Origin of the sequence: Actinotalea solisilvae, assembly GCF_016464425.1 — a bacterium.
Classification (GTDB): domain Bacteria; phylum Actinomycetota; class Actinomycetes; order Actinomycetales; family Cellulomonadaceae; genus Actinotalea; species Actinotalea solisilvae.
Genome location: NZ_JADDKQ010000028.1, coordinates 1 through 20,150, shown reverse-complemented (window position 1 = coordinate 20,150; position 20,150 = coordinate 1). Strand labels below are relative to the sequence as shown.

General features: G+C 72.8%; 19 protein-coding genes, 1 other RNA gene and 1 pseudogene. 8 read left to right on the top strand and 13 right to left on the bottom strand.

Annotated features, from left to right (window positions below):
- The first annotated feature begins 89 nt into the window (after window positions 1-89).
- On the top strand, window positions 90-437 hold the full coding sequence (locus tag JIG38_RS18450; protein ID WP_199422108.1) for an ArsR/SmtB family transcription factor: 348 nt from the start codon (window positions 90-92) through the stop codon (window positions 435-437).
- Between the two features lie 3 nt (window positions 438-440).
- Entirely contained in the window at window positions 441-1,061 is a 621-nt protein-coding gene (locus JIG38_RS18445; protein ID WP_199422106.1) for an SRPBCC domain-containing protein, read from the top strand.
- Between the two features lie 106 nt (window positions 1,062-1,167).
- Here the strand turns inward: JIG38_RS18445 and JIG38_RS18440 are convergent, their stop codons facing one another.
- The 3 genes from JIG38_RS18440 to JIG38_RS18430 all read right to left on the bottom strand — a co-directional run bounded on the left by JIG38_RS18440 (window position 1,168) and on the right by JIG38_RS18430 (window position 4,062).
- Window positions 1,168-1,500 carry a TfoX/Sxy family protein gene (locus JIG38_RS18440; protein ID WP_199422104.1) on the bottom strand — a complete coding sequence of 111 codons (333 nt, stop codon included), beginning with the start codon at window positions 1,498-1,500 and terminating at the stop codon, window positions 1,168-1,170.
- Window positions 1,501-1,553: 53 nt separating this feature from the next.
- Window positions 1,554-2,066 carry an FBP domain-containing protein gene (locus tag JIG38_RS18435; RefSeq protein ID WP_199422230.1) on the bottom strand — a complete coding sequence of 171 codons (513 nt, stop codon included), beginning with the start codon at window positions 2,064-2,066 and terminating at the stop codon, window positions 1,554-1,556.
- A 406-nt stretch (window positions 2,067-2,472) separates the two neighbouring features.
- Complete coding sequence (locus tag JIG38_RS18430; RefSeq protein ID WP_199424024.1) at window positions 2,473-4,062, bottom strand: M28 family metallopeptidase; 1,590 nt, start codon at window positions 4,060-4,062, stop codon at window positions 2,473-2,475.
- Window positions 4,063-4,280: 218 nt separating this feature from the next.
- Between JIG38_RS18430 and JIG38_RS18425 the strand changes: the two genes are divergently transcribed.
- Complete coding sequence (locus JIG38_RS18425; protein WP_199424023.1) at window positions 4,281-4,586, top strand: hypothetical protein; 306 nt, start codon at window positions 4,281-4,283, stop codon at window positions 4,584-4,586.
- Between the two features lie 105 nt (window positions 4,587-4,691).
- Here JIG38_RS18425 and JIG38_RS18420 read toward each other — a convergent pair whose 3' ends face one another.
- From JIG38_RS18420 to JIG38_RS18410, 3 genes are all read right to left on the bottom strand, one after another.
- Window positions 4,692-5,309: a maleylpyruvate isomerase N-terminal domain-containing protein gene (locus tag JIG38_RS18420; RefSeq protein ID WP_199424022.1), complete on the bottom strand. Its 618-nt coding sequence runs from the start codon at window positions 5,307-5,309 to the stop codon at window positions 4,692-4,694.
- 98 nt (window positions 5,310-5,407) lie between these two features.
- Window positions 5,408-6,058, bottom strand: coding sequence for a methyltransferase domain-containing protein (locus tag JIG38_RS18415; RefSeq protein ID WP_199424021.1), 651 nt, complete (start codon window positions 6,056-6,058; stop codon window positions 5,408-5,410).
- A gap of 59 nt (window positions 6,059-6,117) precedes the next feature.
- Complete coding sequence (locus JIG38_RS18410; RefSeq protein ID WP_199424020.1) at window positions 6,118-6,780, bottom strand: Type 1 glutamine amidotransferase-like domain-containing protein; 663 nt, start codon at window positions 6,778-6,780, stop codon at window positions 6,118-6,120.
- A gap of 514 nt (window positions 6,781-7,294) precedes the next feature.
- Between JIG38_RS18410 and JIG38_RS18405 the strand changes: the two genes are divergently transcribed.
- Complete coding sequence (locus tag JIG38_RS18405; RefSeq protein ID WP_199424019.1) at window positions 7,295-7,615, top strand: hypothetical protein; 321 nt, start codon at window positions 7,295-7,297, stop codon at window positions 7,613-7,615.
- A 240-nt stretch (window positions 7,616-7,855) separates the two neighbouring features.
- Here the strand turns inward: JIG38_RS18405 and ssrA are convergent.
- From ssrA to prfB, 7 genes are all read right to left on the bottom strand, one after another.
- Window positions 7,856-8,223, bottom strand: a transfer-messenger RNA (tmRNA) gene (gene ssrA, locus JIG38_RS18400).
- Window positions 8,224-8,400: 177 nt separating this feature from the next.
- Window positions 8,401-9,333, bottom strand: coding sequence for a GGDEF domain-containing protein (locus JIG38_RS21175; protein WP_199424018.1), 933 nt, complete (start codon window positions 9,331-9,333; stop codon window positions 8,401-8,403).
- 152 nt (window positions 9,334-9,485) lie between these two features.
- The gene (gene smpB / locus JIG38_RS18390) at window positions 9,486-9,956 is read right to left on the bottom strand and encodes an SsrA-binding protein SmpB (RefSeq protein WP_199424017.1); all 471 of its coding nucleotides are present in this window, start codon (window positions 9,954-9,956) and stop codon (window positions 9,486-9,488) included.
- A gap of 62 nt (window positions 9,957-10,018) precedes the next feature.
- The gene (locus JIG38_RS18385) at window positions 10,019-11,362 is read right to left on the bottom strand and encodes a M23 family metallopeptidase (protein ID WP_199424016.1); all 1,344 of its coding nucleotides are present in this window, start codon (window positions 11,360-11,362) and stop codon (window positions 10,019-10,021) included.
- Between the two features lie 5 nt (window positions 11,363-11,367).
- A complete protein-coding gene (gene ftsX / locus JIG38_RS18380; RefSeq protein ID WP_199424015.1) occupies window positions 11,368-12,282 on the bottom strand; it encodes a permease-like cell division protein FtsX in 915 nt (304 codons plus the stop codon).
- A 6-nt stretch (window positions 12,283-12,288) separates the two neighbouring features.
- Window positions 12,289-12,978: a cell division ATP-binding protein FtsE gene (ftsE, locus tag JIG38_RS18375; protein WP_199424014.1), complete on the bottom strand. Its 690-nt coding sequence runs from the start codon at window positions 12,976-12,978 to the stop codon at window positions 12,289-12,291.
- A gap of 280 nt (window positions 12,979-13,258) precedes the next feature.
- Window positions 13,259-14,371, bottom strand: a complete 1,113-nt coding sequence (gene prfB / locus JIG38_RS18370) for a peptide chain release factor 2 (protein WP_199424013.1) — start codon at window positions 14,369-14,371, stop codon at window positions 13,259-13,261.
- 139 nt (window positions 14,372-14,510) lie between these two features.
- Between prfB and JIG38_RS18365 the strand changes: the two genes are divergently transcribed.
- From JIG38_RS18365 to JIG38_RS18350, 4 genes and pseudogenes are all read left to right on the top strand, one after another.
- The gene (locus tag JIG38_RS18365; protein ID WP_199424012.1) at window positions 14,511-17,057 is read left to right on the top strand and encodes a glycoside hydrolase family 2 protein; all 2,547 of its coding nucleotides are present in this window, start codon (window positions 14,511-14,513) and stop codon (window positions 17,055-17,057) included.
- A gap of 190 nt (window positions 17,058-17,247) precedes the next feature.
- On the top strand, window positions 17,248-18,558 hold the full coding sequence (locus JIG38_RS18360; RefSeq protein ID WP_199424011.1) for an ABC transporter substrate-binding protein: 1,311 nt from the start codon (window positions 17,248-17,250) through the stop codon (window positions 18,556-18,558).
- A 125-nt stretch (window positions 18,559-18,683) separates the two neighbouring features.
- Window positions 18,684-19,727, top strand: a complete 1,044-nt coding sequence (locus JIG38_RS18355) for a carbohydrate ABC transporter permease (protein ID WP_199424003.1) — start codon at window positions 18,684-18,686, stop codon at window positions 19,725-19,727.
- Window positions 19,724-20,150: pseudogene (locus JIG38_RS18350) on the top strand (hypothetical protein); the annotation flags it as partial. The gene JIG38_RS18355 and the pseudogene JIG38_RS18350, both read left to right, overlap by 4 nt.

Below are 20,150 nucleotides of genomic sequence, written 5' to 3'. Positions count from 1 at the left end.
GGGCGGCCGGCGCTGATCGGCGACCGCGCTCGCGCGGGACGCGGGCCTAAGCGTGGACTTATATAAGGCGTTGGTGATAGAAAGTGTCCGTGCACGCGTTCGACGTCCTCAGTGACCCGGTCCGCCGCCGCATCCTCGAGCTGCTCCGTGAGGAGCGGTCCGCCGGGGAGGTGGCGGCGGCGATCGGCGCGGAGTTCGGGATCAGCCAGCCGGCCGTGTCGCAGCACCTGCGCGTGCTGCGCGAGAACGGGTTCGCCCGCGTGCGGGCGGAGGGCACCCGTCGCCTCTACGTCGTCGAGGCCGCGTCGCTGCGGGACGTCGACCGCTGGCTCGAGCCGTTCCGCCAGTTCTGGGACCAGCGCCTCGACGCCCTGGGCACGGAGATCGCGCGCGGACGCCGGGAGCGGCGTCGCACGTCCACCACCGAGGAGGAGTGAGAGATGTTCGACATGCTCGAGGAGATCGCCGCCATCCACCGCGCGGTCGCGGTCGACAGCACGGCCGACGTCGTCTCCGTGACGGTCGCGCGCACGTACGACGCCGACGCCGACGACGTCTGGGACGCGCTCACCAGCCCGGAGCGCCTGCCGCGCTGGTTCTACCCCGTGACCGGCGACCTCGTCGTCGGCGGGTCGTTCCAGCTCGAGGGCAACGCGGGCGGCGACGTCCTCGCGTGCGAGCGGCCGACCCTCCTGCGCGTGACCTTCGGGGGTCCGCAGAGCGTGGTCGAGGTCCGCCTCGCCGAGACGCCGGCGGCGACGACGGTCGAGCTGACGCACACGGTTCCCCTCGCGATGGCGGGCAGCGGCGCCGGCGCACTGTTCGTCGGTCCCGGCTGGGACGGCGCGCTCGTCGCCCTCGCCCGGCACCTGCGCGGCGAGCTCACGGGCGACCCGCTCGCGGCCGCGGACGCCCCCGAGATGATCCGGTTCAACCGGGAGTCCGTCGACCGCTGGACCGCCGTGGTCGAGCGCTCGGGGACGGCGGGCGACGCCGAGGTCGCGGGTGCGCGCGAGATGGCGCTGGCCCAGTACACGACGGTCCCGACCGCGGAGGGCTGACCGCCCCCGGGGACGGCGGCGGGCTCCGGGCGGGCTCGGACGGGCTCGGGCGGGCTCGGACGGTCTCGGCCTGCTCGGGCCGGCTCGGGCGACGGGCGGGCCCGGCCTACGACCCGGCGACCGACCGCGCCGTGGCGACGCCCTCCGCGACGCACCGCCGCAGGGCGTCGTCGTCCGCGACCACCTCCGCGGGCACGTGCAGCCAGCCGGCCATGGCGCGGCCGCGCATGACGAAGGGCTCGACCCGCGGGTCGTCGGCGATCGACCCCGGCTCGTCCGGGCGGACCCGCAGGAGCATCCCACCGCGGCCGCTCGCGCTCACCGCGAGGCTGCCGTCCACGAGGAAGGCGAGCCCGCCGAACATGCGCTTCTCGACCACGCCCGGCTCGCCCTCGACGGCGTCACGGATCCGGTCGGCGAGCTCGACGTCGTAGGCCATGCGGGCATCCTGCCGCCGGCGACCCCGGAGGACCAGGGGTCGCCGGCGTGGGGTCACCGCGTGCTCAGCACCTGGCTGACGAACCGGGCCGACCGCTCCCGCAGCTCGCCGATGCGCCTCTGGACGATCGCCTCACGCGCCGCGGCGTCGGCGTGCGTGCCGGCCTCGGCCCGCGTGGGTGTGCGGCGGACGTTCTGCGAGCACGTGAACTCGGTGCACACGAGGGTGCCGATGGTGTCGCCGCGCCGCCCGACGGCGCCCCCGCGGCGCGCCACGTAGAGGCTCACGTCGTCGGTCGCGACCACGTCGGTGCACCACGCGCACACGCCCTTGCGGCGCACGCGGCTGCTGCCGCGGTCGGCGGCGCGCAGCAGGACGCCGGCGGGGCCGTCGTCGAGCGCGACGACGACGTACGCCGACAGGGGCGCCTTGCGGTCCCGCCACCCCAGGTAGTCGAGGCGCTCCCAGGGGAGCGCGGCCAGGTCGGGGAGGGTCGCCTGGCTCGCCTCACGCCGGCTGGCGTTGGCGAAGCACGCGCGGATCTGCTTCTCGGTCAAGGGGTCCATGGGTTCTCGGCTCTCGCAGCGTCACGGTCGCCCGTCCCCGCGCGCCGCGGCCGTCGAGGCGCGGCGAGCACGCTCCGCGGCGACGGCGCGGCGCGCGCGGGCCGGGGGGGGGGGGGGGGGGGGGGGGGCGCGCCCGCCGGCCCGAGCCCGGTCGCGACCGTCGGCGCGGTGGGGCGAGGACTCAGGGGTGCGGGACGCGGGAGCGGCGGTCGCCTGAGCAGGCCACGGCGGCCACCCCGCAACCCGCGGTGACGTCCCGCATCGCTCGCTCCTCGTCCGGACCCCGACCGCGGTCAGCGCGGTCGACGCGACGATCGTACGCGAAGGGCTCGCCCGCACGGCGTCGCACGGGGCAGGCCGAGGGCCCGGGACCGTGCGGTCCCGGGCCCTCGGTCGTCGGTGTGCGTCAGGACTCGCCGTCGTGCGCGTGGCCGCCGTCGCTGCCGACCGTGCCCTCGGGACCGGCCGGCGCGGGGATCGTGAACCGCCCCGGCACCTTCTTGCCCACGACCCCGTTGACCGTCTCGGTCGAGTACGCGTAGGTGAGGACCGCCGTCGCGATGGCGTCGGAGTTCACGTCGAGAGCCTCGAGCGAGAGGTTGTCGATCGTGTCGCACGCGAGGTGGTAGCACGGGTCGAACTGCTCGCCCGGGGTGCCGCCCCAGATCTCCGCCTGCTCCTCGGTCTTGACCACCTCGGCGCCCGTGAACAGCCCGCCCGCGGGGATGCCGGCCAGGATGAACGCCTGGTAGTCGCTGCGCCCGCTGAACTCGGCGTCGTCGTAGGGGATGCCCATCTTCGTGTAGTAGCCCTCGAAGAGGTCCTCGATCTGGACCGACCCCTCGGGCACGACGACGGGCGCCGGGAAGCCGGACTGGTCGCCGTCGTAGACCATGAAGATGTAGTTGGGCGACGCGACCATGTCGAAGTTCAGGTAGAGCGCGATCTCGTCGAGACCCGCCTGGTCGAGCCCGGCGACGTACGCGCGCGAGCCGAGCAGCCCGCTCTCCTCGGCGCCCCACCACGCGAAGCGCAGCGTGTTCTGCGGCGTGAGCGTGCCGAGCTGCTCGGCGATCTCGATGAGGGCGGACGAGCCGCTGCCGTTGTCGTTGATGCCCGGTCCCCGCTGGACCGAGTCGAGGTGGGCCCCGGCCATGACGACGTTGTCCGGGTTGCGGCCCGGGAGCTCGGCGATGACGTTGACCTGCGGGCGCTGCTCGGGCGGGTCGACCTTGACCCGCGCCGTCGAGCCGGCGGCCGCGAGGGCGACGCCGTCGGCGAACGACGCGCCCACGACGGGGATCGAGGCCGGCGTCTGGTTCTCGCCGAGCAGCGTCCCGGTGATGAGGCCCGAGCGGTCGGGCGTGTTGCCCTGGTTGAAGATGATCACGGCCTCGGCGCCCGCCTCCTGGGCGTTGATCGCCTTGATCCCGAACTCGCACGTCCCGCGCTGGATGAGCGCGATGTCGGCGGGGCCGCTGAAGTCCAGGCCGACGAAGTCGGCGTCCTCGCAGCCGCTGGTCACCGGCGCGTACGGGGGCGTGAGCACGACGTCGACCGGCACGACCTGCCCGGTGACCTCGCCGTAGCCGGTGGCCGTGAACACGCCGGTCTCGTAGGTCGCCGAGACGGGCGTGACCTGCTCGAGCTCGGCCGGGGCGACGAAGGTGAAGTCGAACTCGTCGAGCTCCACGGTCCAGCCCGCGGCCTCGAGGCGCTCGACGACGTACTCGACGCTCGCGGTGTAGCCCGTGGTGCCGGCTGCGCGGTTGCCGCCGTTCGCGTCGGCGATGGCCTGGAAGGCCTGCTGGTGCTCGAGCACGCCCTCGACGCGCACGCACTCGAGGAGCTTCTGGTAGGTGTTGTTGGTGCGGGTGTCGCACGCGCTGGTCGAGGGCGCGGCCGCTGCCGGTCCGGCCGCGACGGTCGCGGCGGCGACGAGAGCGGAGGTGGCGAGCGCGATCGGCGCGCGCCTCCTGTCCTGCGTGGGGAGCATCGTCGGTCCCTTCGATCGGGGCGCCCAGGTGTCGCCCGATCTCTCGGACGATAGGTCAGACGCCGCCTCCCGTACACCCATTCGGGTGAACGGACGGCCTCACCGGGGCAGCGACCGGAGCGATCGTGGCCACCGCGCATCCGTCGCGGCGCCTGCCGGCGTAGTGCCTGTGAGGTCCGGGACCGCCCGGACCCGGACCCGCACCCTCGGAGGTCACCATGTCCAGGAAGCTCGCCACCGCCCTCGCCACCTCGGCCGTCCTCGTCGGCTCCGTCCTCGTCGCGGCGCCGGCCACCGCGGCCCCCGCCGACGCCGGGGCCGCGTGCGTCCAGGCAGGCCTGGGGACGCTCAAGGACCTCGGCCTGCTGCAGGCCGCGGCGCAGAAGACCGTCGACTACTCGACCCTCGCCGACCCGGTGGACGGGCCGATCTTCGCCGAGCTGCCCGAGGGCAGCTACCTCTCGCTCGGCCAGGTGGTGAAGCTCCACCGGACGAGCCCCGAGCTCTTCGCCTGGTGCGGCTGAGCCTCACGCGGTGAGGCCGGCGTGCGGGGGTGGCGCGGTCGACCGGGGACGGTCGGCGGCGTCATGCGAGGGGAACCCGCGCGCCGGCCGCAGCCCGAGCACGGCTCACAGGACCGTGAAGCCGTCGGGCAGCCCGCGCCGCCCGGTGGCGGCGAGCAGCAGCGGGCCCGCGAGGTCGGGGGCTCCCGCGGCGAGGTCCGCGACCAGGCGCAGGGCCTGCGCCGCCGGGCGGGCGGGCGGCTCGGCGGGCTCGCCGAGCGCTGCCGCGAGGTCGAGCGTGTGGACCACGAGCTCGAACGTGCGCGTGGGCACGTAGTCGGCCAGGCGCATGCCCCCGGCGACCGTGGTGACGAGCTCGGTCCCGTCCGTCCGGTCGAGCAGCGGCAGCACACGCGCCGCGATGGTCGCGACGGCGGCCGCCGGGTCCGCCCCGAGGGCCGCGCCGGCGTCCCGCCCCCGCTGGGCGACGTCGGGCCCGGCCGCGATCGCGCGCGTCGCGCGGTAGTACTCGACGGTCGTCGGGACGTCGACGCTTGCGGCCGGCGTGGCGAGGTACGCCTCGATCGTGAGCAGCGACCGGCTCGTGTGGCCGACGAGCGCGCGGACGTCCCACTCGCCGAGCCCGGGATGCGACCAGCGGTCGCCCACGAGCGCTGCGGTCGCGACGAACCACGCCGCCGCCTCGGCGACGACGCCGCGTGCCTCGGTCCAGGTGGGGCCCATGGCGTGACTATGGCAGCCCGGGTGCCGGCGGTCGACGTCGGCCCGTGTGCGGCGCGGCCCCGTGCACCGGAACGGCGCGACGTGTGCCCGCAGCGGCCTCAGCCGTCGCGGCGCTCGGCGAGCGCCGCGCGCCAGGCGAGGTCCCGGTGGATCCGCTCGGGCGCCAGGCCGGCCGCCGCGAGCACCGCGAACATGACCTCGGGCGGGTGCGCGAACGCGCGGTACTCGCGTCCCACGAGGCGCTGACGCGCCGCGTCCAGCGCGACGACGCCGCGCGTGAGCAGGGTGCGCGGCGGGTAGGAGAAGACGAGCAGGCGCCGGGCGCGCGACGCCGCCGCGCCCAGCAGACGCCGGTAGTCCGGGTAGCAGCAGACGACGCGGTGCAGGACGACGACGTCCGCGTCGTCCGCCGCGTCCGCGTCGACGGCCAGGTCCGCGATGCGGCGCGTCACGCGGCCCGTGAGGCCGGCCTCCGCGACCAGCCGCGCGGCCTCCGCGTCGTAGGCGGGCGAGAGCTCGAGGTTGGTCGCGGTCGCCGCGCCGCGCCGCAGGAGCTCGAGGTGGATCGCACCGACCCCGCCGCCGATCTCGAGCACGCTCGCGCCCTCGATGCCGCGCCGCTCGAGCGCCGACACCATCGCCTCGGCGGACCGGCTCAGGCCCTGCGAGCGATAGGCGGCCGCGCTGCGTCGCGCGAACCGGTCGTCGAACTCCCGGTCGCACCCGCGGGGGTCGCAGCAGTCGGCCACGGGGGCATCCTCCTCCTGGGCCGGGCGCTGCGTCGCCCCAACTCGGGGCGATCCGCGGGCTACGGCTCGAACCTGCGCCAGCGGCCCTCGGAGACGACCTCGACGGTGCCGTCGACGACCTGGATCGCCGTCTGCTCGTCGATGGCGTAGGACGGGACGTCGAGGCCGGCGGCCCAGCGCTCGGCGTGCGCCATGGTGTTGCTCGGGAAGGCGTCGAGGTGGGGGAAGATCGCGAAGTCGACGACGCCCAGCGTGCGGTCGTCCGGCGCGCCGGCCCACTCGACGAAGAGGTCGCCGATGCGTGGCGTCATGACCATGCTGCCCGCGCTCACCCCCACCCAGACCGTGTGGGCCAGCGACGGCAGCAGGTCGGCCAGCCCCGACTCGCGCACCCAGTGGCTCAGGAACGTCGCGTCACCGCCGTCGACGAGCAGCACGTCGGCCTCACGCACCCAGGGCACCCAGCGCTCCGCGCCGATGCTCGGCAGCGCCGTGAGCTCGAGCACGCCGAGCGACGCCCAGCCCAGCCCCGTGAGGTGCTCGAACCCCGGCGCTGCGGAGACGAGACCCGCCACGCTCGCCGGACCGCACATCGGGTGGCCCCACTGGGCCGTCGGCACGCACAGCGCGCGCGACTCGGCGACGGGCGTGCCGAGCAGCCGCTCGAGCGCGGCGTGGATGCTCGGGTTGGTGACGCCGCCGGACGTGAGCAGGAGCTTCACGAGTGCCTCCTCGTGGGTTCGTGGGACGAGGGGTGCAGACCCGGGCGGGGACGAGAAGTCATCGCCACGACGAGTCGGGGATCTCACCTGCGGTCAGGTCGATGTCCGCCGGCCCTCGCTCCGTGGCCATGCGGCGTCGCCTCAGGGGGACCGCGTGCCGAGTGACGGAACCAGCCACCAGGCCTGCGACTCATCAGTACGTTGACGCTGCCGGCACTGCCGCCGCCAACGACCAGCGTCCCGGGGGAAAGGTGCATCGCACTCGCGCTCGCCGCATCACCGGGCCGACCGCCAGGCCCGCGCACACGCTGCGTCTGCTGACGCCGGGCACCCTCACCCCCGGTACGACCGGGCCACAGGCGACCGCGCTCGTCGGTACCACCCGCGTCGCCCCCGCCGCCCTGGTCGAGGTCAGGACACCGGGCACCGTCCGTGTCGACGGGCCTGCCGAGCTCGCGGCGACCATCGCGGCCGGGCGGGTCGCGGCGACCGGTGCGATCACGGTCAGGTCCCGATGAGCGCCGGAGAGGGCCACGTGGACCCACGGCGGCCCAGGTACGGGCCCCTGGTTGCTGCGTGCCTGCTGAGCCTGCTGGTCGCAGGCCTCGCAGCCTTCATCGGGCACCTGGCGGGTGGCTCGTTCGCGGGCAAGGACCCGGAGCCGGCTGCCGCGTGGATCGGCTGGGGCATCGCCGGCATCGCCCTGGGGGCACCCGTCGCCGGCCTTCCGAAGCTCGGGTTCGCGGTGCGTCGGCCTGTCGCGTTCGCGGCGGGCACCGTCGTGGCCCTCGCGGTCACGGTCGCGGGCGCGTCCTACTCCACCCTGGTGCCGTGAGTCGCCGCCTCGCGACGTCGCACTGACCCAGGGCACGGCGAACGCCCGTCCCGGAGCCCCTGGGGGCCTTCGTCGTGGTGCTGGGGTCAGGTCCCGGCACCGGCGTGGAGCTGGTGCGAGGACCTCTGGTCCGACCGAGCACGGAGCCAGTCGTCCGAGCGCAGCGAGGCCCGCCCCCAGCAGGGGAACGGGCCTCGTGGCAATCACCAAGGACGTCGTCGCGATCGCGACGACCTCCGTGTGTGGAGGTGGCGGGAATCGAACCCGCGTCCGATGGCAGTGAAACAGGTCTTCTCCGGGCGCAGTCTGCTGATGATTTTCTCAGCCCCAGCGATCACGCAGACGAGTCGCTGACGGGCTCAGCCGTCTGAGAGTCCCCGCAGCGCCGACGGCGAACGCTGCGAGCAGTGGCTCTCTAGATGACGCCAGACACTGAGTCGAGAGCTACCTCAGGCTGACGGACTTCAGGACTCGCTCAGGCGGCGAGTGCGAAGTCGGTGCGCTTGGAATCGGCACCTATGGGTTTGCAGGGAGCGTTAATGAGATAACCCTGCATCCTCAGCCCGCTTCTCCTGGAACGACGACCATCGTCGAAACCGATCACCCCCTGTGCAGTTGTCAACTACCCGGCCCGGGACGAGGTCCGCGGATCGAGCAGGTCCAGCGTACGGCACAACGCGCCCGCCGTCGCCGGCATTCCCCGAGGTCAGCCGTGCGGGGGCCGGTTCTGGAACGACGCCGGCGCCGCGGGCGCCGGATCCGTTCCAGGACCGGGTCCTCGCGTGCTAGGCGGTCGCCTTGGCGCGGTAGAGGTCGTGGTCAGCGGCGCGGAACCAGTCGTCGAAGTCCTCGCCGCGCCAGGTCGCGACGCCTGCCGACCACGCGCACAGGTCCGACCGCAGGCGCTCGAGGACCGGGGCGGCGTCGGCGGCGTCGGTGCGGGGGAGCAGGAGCATGAACTCGTCGCCGCCGTACCGTCCGACGACGTCGTCGGCCCGCAGGGCCCGGCGCCAGCTGCGCGCGAGGCCGGACAGGACGGCGTCCCCGGCCGCGTGCCCGTGGACGTCGTTGATGAGCTTGAAGTCGTCGAGGTCGACGACGGCCAGCGTGAGCGGGCGGCCCGAGCGCGCCGCGCGCGCCATCTCGAGCTCCGCGGCGACCCGGAACGCACGCCGCGACAGCGCGCCCGTGAGCTCGTCGGTCGTCGCCTCGAGGCGCAGGTCGACGATGCGTCCGTTGAGCACGAGCGCCATGCTCGCGATGGTGGCCATGAGGAAGAACCACGTCTGCGGGGCCGACGTCGCACCGGACGCCCACAGCCCGACGCCCAGGCCGGCACCGATCCCCGTGAGGTGGCGAAGCAGCAGACGGCGACGGTGGAACGCCGCCGAGAAGATGCCGATCCACAGGAACGAGATCGCGGTGACGATGGTCCCGTTCGGCGTCGTCGAGGCACCCACGCACAGCGAGACCAGCGCCGTCGCGGTGCCGAGCACGGTGTGCAGGTGCCACGCCCGCGCGCGGGCGTCTGCACGGTGGAGCGCGAGCGCGAGGCCGAGCGCGACGACGCACAGGACCGCGCCGAGCGTGCGAGGCGCCGTCGGGCTGAAGGGCACGAGCGCGGTCACGCCGACGACGGCGCCCGCGAGCAGGCACGCCCGGGCGAGCACGCGTGCCTCGTCCCGGCGGGTCAACCGCCCCTGACTACGTGCTCCCACGTCCGCTCCTCGCGGGCCGCCCCCGCGGCCCTCACCGGTTTCATCGGCGTCCTCGACGGCGGCGTGAGCGCCGGACGTCACCGTCTCGACGGGCGGGCACCCGCTCCGAGCGCGGCCCGCGGGACAGAGGCCGCCGGCCAGCGGGTGAGGGGTCAGGCGTTCTTGCGCAGGCTCATCGCCGCCTGGGCCTCGCGGTTCTCCTGCCGCTCGCGCAGCGCGTGGCGCTTGTCGTACTCCTTCTTGCCTCGCGCGAGCGCGATCTCGACCTTGGCCCGGCCGTCGACGAAGTAGAGGGCGAGCGGGACGATCGTGCGGCCCTTCGCCTGGCTCTCGCGCTCGAGCTCCTCGATCTGGCGCCGGTGCAGGAGCAGCTTGCGCTTGCGCCGGGGCGCGTGGTTGGTCCAGGTGCCCTCGGTGTACTCCGGGATGTGGACGCCCTCGAGCCACGCCTCGCCGCGGTCGATGCTCGCGAAGCCGTCGACGAGGGACGCCCGGCCCGCGCGGAGCGCCTTGACCTCGGTGCCCGTGAGCACGAGACCCGCCTCGAACGTGTCGTCGATGTGGTAGTCGTGCCGCGCCTTCTTGTTCGACGCGACGAGCTTGCGTCCCGTCTCCTTGGCCATGCCACCAGGCTAGGGGATGGGTGCGACAGCGGTCGCCCGAGTTCCCGGCGACCGGAGCCGGGTCAGCCGCTGATCATCGGGCGGGGGTCGACCGTGCTGCCGTCCACGTACACCTCGTAGTGCAGGTGGCACGCGGCCGACGTCCCGGTGTTGCCGGCGTAGCCGATGAGCTGGCCCTGCGACACGGACTGCCCGGCGGAGACCGCGAAGCTGGTCATGTGGTTGTAGCTCGCCATGAGCGACGAGCCGTTCCAGTACCCGTGGTTGAGCATGACCTGGTTGCCGAAGCCGCTGCGCGCACGCGCCCACTCGACCGTCCCGCTCGCGGCCGCGTAGAGCGGGGTCCCGCAGTAGGTGCGGATGTCCGTGCCGGCGTGCAGGCGCCAGTAGTGCAGGATCGGGTGGAACCGCATGCCGTAGTCCGAGGTCACGACCATCGGGCTGACCGAGCTCGGGTTGATGAACGGGCGCGCGGCGGTCGACCCCTGGGACGGCGCCGGACGGCCCGCGGCGGCAGCGGCCGCCGCCTCCTCGCGACGCCTCTGCTCCTGCGCCGCGACGATCGCCTGGAGGTCCGCCTCGAGCTGGGCCTGCTGCGCGGCGAGCTGCTGCTCCTGCTGGAGCATCGTCGCCTTGGCCGCCTCGATCTCCGCCGCCTTGGCCGTGGCCTGCGCCTGGAGCTGCTCGAGCTCGAGCTTTCGTGCCTCGGCGGCCGCGCGCGCCGCCTCGGCCTCGACGACCTTGGCGTCGGCCTCGGCCTTGAGGGCCGTGATCTCCTCGCGCACCGCGGTGAGCCGCACCTGTCGGTTGCGGTTGACGCCGTTGATCTGCTCGAGGTCGCGCAGCGCCTGGGTCTGGGTGCGCAGCGCCGTCGACGCGAGCGCCGACTGCTCGACGAACTCCTCGCTGCTCGTGGCGTCGAGCACGGCCGAGAGCGAGGACTGCGTCATGTCGCCCTTGTAGGCGTTGCGCGCCATCTGACCGATCGCCACGCGGGTCTGGTCGGCGCGCTCGGTGTCGGTCGCGATCTGCGTCGTGATCGTCGCCTCCTCCGCCTCGGCGACGACGAGGCGCTCGGCGATGATCGCCGCCTCGCGCTGGAGCCGCGCGAGCGTCTCCTCCGCGACGGCGAGCTGCTGCTCGGCGACGGGGATCTGCGCCTGGATGCCCTGGAGCTCGGCGTACGCCTGCACCAGCGCGGCGTCCGTGTGCTCGAGCTCGGTCTGCAGCGCCTCCATCGCGGCGTCGACGGCGGCCTGGTTCGCCTCGTTCTGCGCGCGCTGGTCGTCGTACTCGTCGGCCGACGCCGGCACGGTCGTCAGCGCGAGCGCGGCGACGAGCAGCATCGCCCAGGGCGCACGCAGGCGTCGGGCGAGGCGACGGGGGAGGGAGGTCCGGCTCGGCATGGGCGTCACACCTTCGTGTATCGGCTCAGGGTGACGACGCTTGACACCGCGGCGAGCCCGATCGCGACGACGAGCAGCACGGGCGCGAGCGTCCAGACCGCGTCGGTGCCGATGTACTGGACGAACTGCACCTCGCCCGCGAGCCAGTCCTCGACGAGGTACCGCACCCCGAACCACAGGCCGGCGACGGAGAGCGCCGCCCCGATCGTCGCCGCGATCGCGCCCTCGAGCATGAACGGCAGCTGGATGAAGAGGTTGGACGCGCCGACGAGGCGCATGATCCCCGTCTCGCGGCGCCGGCTCATCGCGGACAGCCGGATCGTCGTCGTGATGAGCAGCACCGCGGCGAGGAGCATGACGGCGGCGAGCCCGGCCGCGACGAGGCTGGACCGGTTGAGCACGAGGATGAGCGGCTCGATCACCTGCCGCTGGTCGCGGACCTCCTCGACGCCTGCCACGCCCGTGAAGGCGTCGGAGACCACCTGGTACTGCTCGGGGTCGACCAGCGCGACGCGGAACGACGCCTGGAGCTGGTCGGCGGTGACGCCCTGCGCCCACCACTCGTCCGCGAAGCGCTCCTGGAACGCGACGTACGCGTCGTCCTTGCTCTCGTAGTAGACCTGCTCGACGTAGGGCGCGAGCGACTCGGACTCGAGCTGGTCGCGCAGCACCTCCGTCTGCTCGGGCGTGATCTCGCCGCCCGCGCACGTGGGGGAGTCGGAGTCGCTCGGGCACAGGAAGATCGAGACCTCGACCTTGTCGTACCAGTCGTCCTTCATCTGGTCGATCTGCAGCTGGAGCAGGCCGGCCGCGCCGACGAAGGTGAGCGACACGAAGGTCACGAGGACGACCGAGATCGTCATCGAGAGGTTGCGGCGCAGGCCGAGGCCGATCTCGGACAGGATGAACTGGAGTCGCATGGTTCCTCAGCGGGTCGATCCGTAGACGCCGCGCGACTGGTCGCGGACGAGCTGCCCGTCGTCCAGCTCGATGACGCGCTTGCGCATCTGGTCGACGATCTCGTCGTCGTGGGTGGCCATGACGACCGTGGTGCCGGTGCGGTTGATCCGGTCGAGCAGGCGCATGATCCCGACCGACGTCGTCGGGTCGAGGTTCCCGGTGGGCTCGTCGCACAGGAGGATCGAGGGCCGGTTGACGAAGGCCCGCGCGATCGCGACGCGCTGCTGCTCGCCGCCCGAGAGCTCGTGCGGGCGGCGCTTCTCCTTGCCGCCCAGACCGACGAGCTCGAGCGTGTCCGGCACGGTCGTCATGATGTGGTGGCGCGGCTTGCCGATCACCTGGAGCGCGAACGCGACGTTCTCGAAGACCGTCTTGTTGGGCAGCAGGCGGAAGTCCTGGAAGACCGCGCCGATCTGCCGCCGCAGGTGCGGGACCTTCCAGGTCGACAGCGTCGAGAGGTCGCGCCCGGCGACGTAGACCGTGCCGGCCGTCGGGCGCTCCTCGCGCAGCACGAGCCGCAGGAAGGTCGACTTCCCCGAGCCGGACGCGCCGACGAGGAAGACGAACTCCCCGCGCTCGACCTCGAGGTCGACGGCGTCGAGCGCCGGGCGGGCGCCGCGCGCGTAGACCTTGGTGACGTTCTCGAATCGGATCACAACGTGGAGCCAGTCGTCGGGGGCGGGGGCCGTGGCGGTCGTCGCCGCGACCGCACCGTTTCGAGCGTAAGCAGGCACGACGACGCCTCCGGGCGGGACACGCCGCCGTCACCCGACCTGTGAACGCGCCCCAGGCGTCGTCGTGCGCCGTACCCCCACATACCGGGCACCCCCCGGGCCCGGATGCTCGGTTCCGAGCGTCCGTGCAGCCGGAGGTGTCCTGGACGTGCCGATGTGCACGGACGCTCGCGTTCGAGCGTCCGTACCCGGGGGCCGGGGGTCAGGAGTCGGCGCCCCCGCGGCGGCGCCAGCGGATGCCGGCCTCGATGAAGTCGTCGATGTCGCCGTCGAACACGGCCGACGGGTTGCCGACCTCGTGCTCCGTCCGCAGGTCCTTGACCATCTGGTACGGCTGGAGGACGTAGGAGCGCATCTGGTCGCCCCAGCTCGCCTTGATGTCGCCCGCGAGCTCCTTCTGCGTGGCCTTCTCCTCGGCCTGGCGCAGCAGGAGCAGCCGCGACTGCAGGACGCGCAGGGCGGCGGCGCGGTTCTGGATCTGGCTCTTCTCGTTCTGCATCGACACGACCGTGCCGGTCGGCAGGTGGGTGAGGCGCACGGCGGAGTCGGTCGTGTTGACCGACTGGCCGCCGGGGCCCGACGAGCGGAACACGTCGACCTTGAGCTCGTTCTCGGGGATGTCGATGTGGTCGGTCTGCTCGATGAGCGGGACGACCTCGACCGCGGCGAACGACGTCTGACGGCGGCCCTGGTTGTCGAACGGCGAGATGCGCACGAGGCGGTGCGTCCCCGCCTCGACCGAGAGGTTGCCGAAGGCGTACGGCACCTTGACCTCGAAGGTCGCCGACTTCAGGCCCGCCTCCTCCGCGTAGGACGTGTCGAGCACGGCGGTCGGGTAGCCGTGGCGCTCGGCCCAGCGCAGGTACATGCGCAGGAGCATCTCGGCGAAGTCGGCCGCGTCGACGCCGCCCGCGCCCGCGCGGATGGTCACCACGGCCTCGCGGGAGTCGTACTCGCCGTTGAGGAGCGTGCGGACCTCGAGCGCGCCGAGGTCCTTGCGCAGCGTGACGAGCTCCGCGTCGGCGTCGGCGAGCGTGTCGGCGTCGTCCTCCTCCTGCGCCATCTCCACGAGCGTCTCGAGGTCCTCGAGGCGCTGCTCGAAGCCCGCGATGCGGTCGAGCTCGGACTGCGCGTGCGAGAGCGCGGACGTCACCTTCTGGGCGGCCTCCGCGTCGTCCCACAGGTCCGGGGCCGAGGCCTTCTCGGAGAGGTCGGCGATGCGGGCCCGCAGGGCCTCGGGGTCGCTCACGGCGCTGATGGTGCCGAGGGTCGCGCGCAGCGCGGCGATCTCGGAGGGGAAGTCGGTGGCTGCCACGACCGTCCAGGCTATCCGAGCCCGCGGGCCCCGCGCTCCGCGGCCTCTTGCCAGCGGGGTACGGGACGCACCTAGGATCTTCGGCAGGCGAACAAAGTCCCGGCGCGCCCGCCACCCCCTTGAGTCGAAGACGAGCGAGATGACCGCCTCCACCCACGTCCCCGGGACCGTCGTGCCCGCCGCCGAGCCGCTCCACGACGGCTGGTGGCTCCAGGCGGTCGACGGACCGTTCCCCGACGCGCTCCGCGACCGCGCCGTGCCGGCCACGGTGCCGGGCAGCGCGCACACCGACCTGCTCGCGGCGGGCCTCATCCCCGACCCGTACCTCGACCGCAACGAGGAGGCGCTCGTCTGGGCGCACCGCACCCACTGGCGCTGGACGACGGCGTTCGCCGCGCGTGCCGCCGCCGACGGCGAGCGCGTCGACCTCGTGCTCCAGGGGCTCGACACGGTCGCGACGGTGGACCTCAACGGCACCGTCGTCGCGCGCACCGCGAACATGCACCGCTCGTACCGCGTCGACGTGCGGGACCTCCTCGCCGACGGGGAGAACGCGCTCACCGTCGACGTCCGGCCAGCGATCGAGCACGCCGAGGAGCTGGAGCGGACGCTCGGCCGGCGCGCCCACGTCTACGACCACCCGTTCAACATGGTCCGCAAGATGGCCTGCTCGTTCGGCTGGGACTGGGGGCCCGACCTCCAGACGGCGGGCATCTGGCGCCCGGTCGCCCTCGAGCGCTGGCGCGTGGCCAGGCTCGCCCAGGTCCGCCCGCTCGTCACGGTCGACGACGTCGCCGGGGACCGGCCCACGGGCCGCGTCGCGGTGCACGTCGAGGTCGAGCGCTCCGGGCTCGGCGACGACGACGTCGACCTCACCCTGCGCGCCGAGGTGGCCGGACGCTCCGCCGAGGTCGTCGTGCCCGCGGGCGCCCACGCCGCGGTCGTGGAGGTCGAGGTGCCCGACGTCGCGCTGTGGTGGCCGCGGGGCTACGGCCAGCAGCCGCTGCACGACCTCGCCGTGACGCTCGCGCGACCGGGCGGGGAGACGCTCGGCCTGGTCGAGCGCCGGATCGGGTTCCGCACCGTCGAGGTGGACCGCACCCCCGACGAGCACGGCACGCCCTTCACGATCGTCGTCAACGGTCGACCTGTCTTCGCCAAGGGCGCGAACTGGATCCCGGACGACCACCTCCTCACGCGCGTCGACCGGGACCGGTACGCGCGGCGCCTCAGGCAGGCCGTGGACGCGAACCTCAACCTCCTGCGGATCTGGGGCGGCGGCATCTACGAGAGCCACGACCTCTACGAGCTGTGCGACGAGGCCGGCGTCCTCGTGTGGCAGGACTTCCTCTTCGCGTGCGCGTCGTACCCCGAGGAGGAGCCGCTGCGCAGCGAGGTCGAGGCCGAGGCCCGGGAGAACGTCGTGCGCCTCATGGGCCACCCGTCGCTCGTCCTGTGGAACGGCGCGAACGAGAACGTGTGGGGCTACTGGGACTGGGACTGGTCCGAGCAGCTCGCGGACACCACGTGGGGCCTGGGCTACTACACGGCGCTGCTGCCCGGGATCGTCGCCGAGCTCGACCCGACGCGGCCGTACTCGATGAACAGCCCGTACTCGCCGGGCTCCGACGTCAGCGGCACGCACCCCAACGACCCGGACCACGGCACGCACCACGAGTGGGAGTGCTGGAACCGCCGGGACTACGTGCACTACCGCGACGACGTGCCGCGGTTCTGCTCCGAGTTCGGCTGGCAGGGGCCCGCCACGTGGGCGACGCTCACGCGCGCGGTGCCGGCCGACGCGCTCGCGCAGGACTCGCCGGCCTTCCTGCTCCACCAGAAGGCCGAGGACGGCAACGGCAAGCTCGAGCGGGGGCTCGCGCCGCACCTGCCCACGCCCCAGGCGTTCGAGGACTGGCACTGGGCGACGTCGCTCAACCAGGCACGCGCCGTCCGCTTCGCCCTCGAGCACTACCGGTCGTGGTGGCCGCGCACCGCCGGCGCCGTCGTGTGGCAGCTCAACGACTGCTGGCCGGTGACGTCGTGGGCCGCCGTCGACGGCGACGAGCGCCCCAAGCCGCTCTGGTACGCGCTGCGCGCGGCCTACGCCGACCGTCTCCTCACGGTGCAGCCGCGCGACGGACGCCTCGTCGCCGTCGCGGTCAACGACACGGACCAGGCGTGGTCCGGGCCGGTGCTCGCCGAGCGCATGGATCTGGCCGGGAATGTCCGTGCAAGCGCTTCCATGGAGATGGCGGTCGGTCCTCGGTCCGTCGCGCTCCTGGACCTGACGGACGACGTGCTGGCCGTCGCGGACGCGACGCGGGAGGTGCTGGTGGTCCGTTCAGGTGACGGCGCAGCGGGTGAAGTCCGCACGGTGCACGTGTGGGCGGAGGACGTGGAGCTCGCGTACGAGCCCGCGGCGCTCGAGGCCGCGGTCGCCGCCGTGGACGGGGGATTCGTCGTCACGGTGACCGCGCGGACGCTCGTCCGCGACCTCGCTCTCCTGGTCGACAAGGTCGACCCGCGTGGGAGCGTGGATGATCAGCTCATCACGCTGCTACCTGGGGAGACACGGCTCCTGACCGTCCGGAGCGCCCTCGGCGGAGACGGAAGGCGACTCGTGTCACCTGAGGTCCTGCGGAGCGCGAACTCGCTGGTCACAGACTCGCGCACGTCACTCTGAGGACACGTTCGCCGTGCGCCGTCGTCCCCGGGGCCGGTCTGTCGCGCCCCGCACGAGGGGGACTTACTTCGCCTTCCGATCGTAACCAAGTCGTGACCGGGCCCTGCTGTCGGACCGATTGTGACGCGGACTACATTGTGGGAACGCTCCAACGTGGGAGCGCATCCACAGCCACCAAAGGGGATATGGCATGAAGTGGTCTCGATCCCGGCCCGCGAGCTTCCTCGCGGTCGGCGCAGCATCTGCACTCCTCCTCACCGCCTGCAGCACCGGCGGCGGGACCGAGCCCGGCGAGGGCGAGGACGGCGGCGACGGCTCCGAGTCCGTCGACCTCTCCATCCACTTCTGGGGCGACATGGGCTTCACCCAGCTCGCCGAGCAGTACGAGGAGGAGAACCCGGGCGTGACCATCACGCTCGTCGAGGGCGAGTTCAACGCCCAGCACGAGGCGCTGCAGCAGCAGCTCATCGCCGGCTCGGGTGCCGCCGACATCGTCGCCATCGACGAGGGCTTCATCGTCCAGTTCCGTGAGCAGGCCGACAAGTTCGTCAACCTCATGGACCTCGGCGCCGCGGACTACGAGGAGCGCTACCTGCCCTGGAAGTGGAACCAGTCGCTCTCGCCCGACGGCGCGACCCAGATCGGCCTCGGCACCGACGTCGGCGGCCAGGCGCTGTGCTACCGCCACGACCTGTTCGAGGCCGCGGGCCTGCCGTCGGACCGCGAGTCGGTCTCGGCGCTGTGGGACGACGAGGGCTGGGAGGGCTTCATCGCCGCCGGCGAGCAGTACGTCGCCGGCTCGGGCGGCAAGAAGTTCATCGACAACGCCACCCAGGTCTTCAACCCCATCCTGGCGCAGCAGGAGAACAGCTTCTTCAACGACAAGGAGGAGCTGACGCTCGAGCCCGGGCCCAAGGCGGCCTTCGAGCTCACGGGCGAGATCATCGACGCCGGGCTGTCGGCGAACATCGCCGCGTGGTCGGACGAGTGGAACGCGGGCTTCGCCAACGACGCGTTCGCCGTGCTCGCCTGCCCGGCGTGGATGACCGGCCACATCCGCAACCAGGCGCCCGACAAGGCGGGCCTCTGGGACATCGCCGCCATCCCCGGCGGCGGCGGCAACTGGGGCGGCTCGTTCCTCACGATCCCCGCGCAGTCGGAGCACCAGGAGGAGGCGTGGAAGCTCCTCAGCTGGCTGGTCGAGCCCGAGCAGCAGATCGCCGTCTTCAACACCGTCGGCAACCTGCCGTCGCAGCCGGCGCTCTACGAGGACCCGGCCATCCAGGCCAAGCAGGACGAGTTCTTCAACAACGCGCCGACCGGTCAGATCTTCTCCACGACCGCGCTCGAGCTCGAGCCGCAGTACCTGGGCAAGCGCAACGGCCCCGTCCGGGTCGCCGTCGAGAACGTCCTGAACGACATCCAGGCGGGCAACCTCTCCACGGGTGCCGAGGCCTGGGACCGCGCGGTCGCCGAGGCCGAGGCCGCCGCACAGGGCTGAGCCGCTCCGCGCAGCTCGTCGCGTCGCTGACGCGCAGCGTGCCGGGCGGCCCACCGCGGGCCGCCCCTGCCCTGACACCTGACCCGCAGCAGCCGGTGCCACGACCGGTCCGTCCAGGAGGTTCCATGTCCGCCACCAGTGGCGTGAGGGCGACGGCCGTCGCCCCGCGCACCGGGAGCGAGAGCAGCAGCAGCAGGCCCACCCCGCCGCACCGCGAGATCAGCGGGTGGCACCGGTTCTGGGGCCGGTTCGACCACAAGGTCGTGCCCTACGTGCTCATCTCGCCCTTCTTCATCCTCTTCGCCGTCTTCGGCCTCTTCCCGCTGCTCTACAACGGCGTGGTCGCCTTCCGGAACTGGAGCCTCATCGACCCGGCCAACGACGGCTGGGCGGGCTTCGCGAACTTCGAGCGCCTCCTGGGTGACGAGAAGTTCTGGAACGCGCTGGGCAACACGTTCGGCATCTTCGTCCTGTCGACGGTCCCGCAGCTGTTCCTCGCGCTCGTCATCGCCGCGCTGCTCAACCGCAAGCTGCGTGCGCAGACCGTCTTCCGTGTCGGCATCCTCCTGCCGTACGTGACGCCGATCGTCGCCTCGACGCTCGTGTTCGCCTCGATCTTCGCCAAGGACAACGGCCTCGCGAACTGGTTCCTGGGTCTCATCGGCGTCCAGAGCGAGCTCGGCGGCGGTCAGGTCATCGAGGGCGTCGACTGGCGCTCCACCAAGCTCACGTCCTGGACCGCGATCGCGATCATGGTCAACTGGAAGTGGGTCGGCTACAACGCGCTGCTCTACCTGTCGGCGATGCAGTCGATCCCCAAGGACGTCTACGAGGCGGCCGCGCTCGACGGCGCCAGCGCCTGGAAGCAGCTGTGGCGCATCACGGTCCCGATGATCCGCCCGATGGTGCTCTTCACGGTCGTGCTGTCGACGATCGGCGGGCTCCAGCTCTTCGCCGAGCCCATGCTCTTCGAGCAGAACGCCCAGGCCGGCACCGGCGGCACGAGCGGCCAGTGGCAGACCGTCGCCCAGCTCATCTACTACACCGGCTGGAAGCAGCTGAACCTCGGCTACGCCGCGGCGATGTCCTGGGGCCTGTTCCTCATCATCGTCGTCATCGCCGGCTTCAACGCCTTCCTGACGAACCGCCTGGGAGGTGGCAAGCGATGACCAGCACCGGACCGTCCACCCTCGGCGTCCGCACGGTCGGGGCAGTCGGCCCGACGACGACCGCGGGCACGCCGCGCCGGAAGGCCGCCCTCCTCGGCCGCTCGCCGCAGGACACGGCCGCGAGCGCGTGGAACTACGTGTTCCTCGTCGTCGCGATCCTCGCGTCGGCGTTCCCGATCTACTGGATGTTCGTCGTCGCCACCGGCACGGACGCGGACCTGTCGCGGCCCGCCTACGAGGGGCTCATCCCGGGCGGCAACTTCATGCACAACGTCGGCGTCGTGCTCGGGAACGTCGCCGAGCAGGGCCGGTCGTACGAGAACGCGCGGTTCGCCGACTCGTTCGTCAACAGCGTGCTCGTCACGGCGATCGTCACGGCCGCGATGCTCTTCTTCTGCTCGCTCGCCGGCTTCGCGTTCGCCA

Coding starts and splice junctions, on each gene's coding strand:
- JIG38_RS18445 (WP_199422106.1), top strand. CDS start 441: ATGTTCGACATGCTCGAGGAGATCGCCGCCATCCACCGCGCGGTCGCG.
- JIG38_RS18440 (WP_199422104.1), bottom strand. CDS start 1,500: ATGGCCTACGACGTCGAGCTCGCCGACCGGATCCGTGACGCCGTCGAG.
- JIG38_RS18435 (WP_199422230.1), bottom strand. CDS start 2,066: ATGGACCCCTTGACCGAGAAGCAGATCCGCGCGTGCTTCGCCAACGCC.
- JIG38_RS18430 (WP_199424024.1), bottom strand. CDS start 4,062: ATGCTCCCCACGCAGGACAGGAGGCGCGCGCCGATCGCGCTCGCCACC.
- JIG38_RS18425 (WP_199424023.1), top strand. CDS start 4,281: ATGTCCAGGAAGCTCGCCACCGCCCTCGCCACCTCGGCCGTCCTCGTC.
- JIG38_RS18420 (WP_199424022.1), bottom strand. CDS start 5,309: ATGGGCCCCACCTGGACCGAGGCACGCGGCGTCGTCGCCGAGGCGGCG.
- JIG38_RS18405 (WP_199424019.1), top strand. CDS start 7,295: ATGAGCGCCGGAGAGGGCCACGTGGACCCACGGCGGCCCAGGTACGGG.
- smpB (WP_199424017.1), bottom strand. CDS start 9,956: ATGGCCAAGGAGACGGGACGCAAGCTCGTCGCGTCGAACAAGAAGGCG.
- JIG38_RS18385 (WP_199424016.1), bottom strand. CDS start 11,362: ATGCCGAGCCGGACCTCCCTCCCCCGTCGCCTCGCCCGACGCCTGCGT.
- ftsX (WP_199424015.1), bottom strand. CDS start 12,282: ATGCGACTCCAGTTCATCCTGTCCGAGATCGGCCTCGGCCTGCGCCGC.
- JIG38_RS18365 (WP_199424012.1), top strand. CDS start 14,511: ATGACCGCCTCCACCCACGTCCCCGGGACCGTCGTGCCCGCCGCCGAG.
- JIG38_RS18360 (WP_199424011.1), top strand. CDS start 17,248: ATGAAGTGGTCTCGATCCCGGCCCGCGAGCTTCCTCGCGGTCGGCGCA.
- JIG38_RS18355 (WP_199424003.1), top strand. CDS start 18,684: ATGTCCGCCACCAGTGGCGTGAGGGCGACGGCCGTCGCCCCGCGCACC.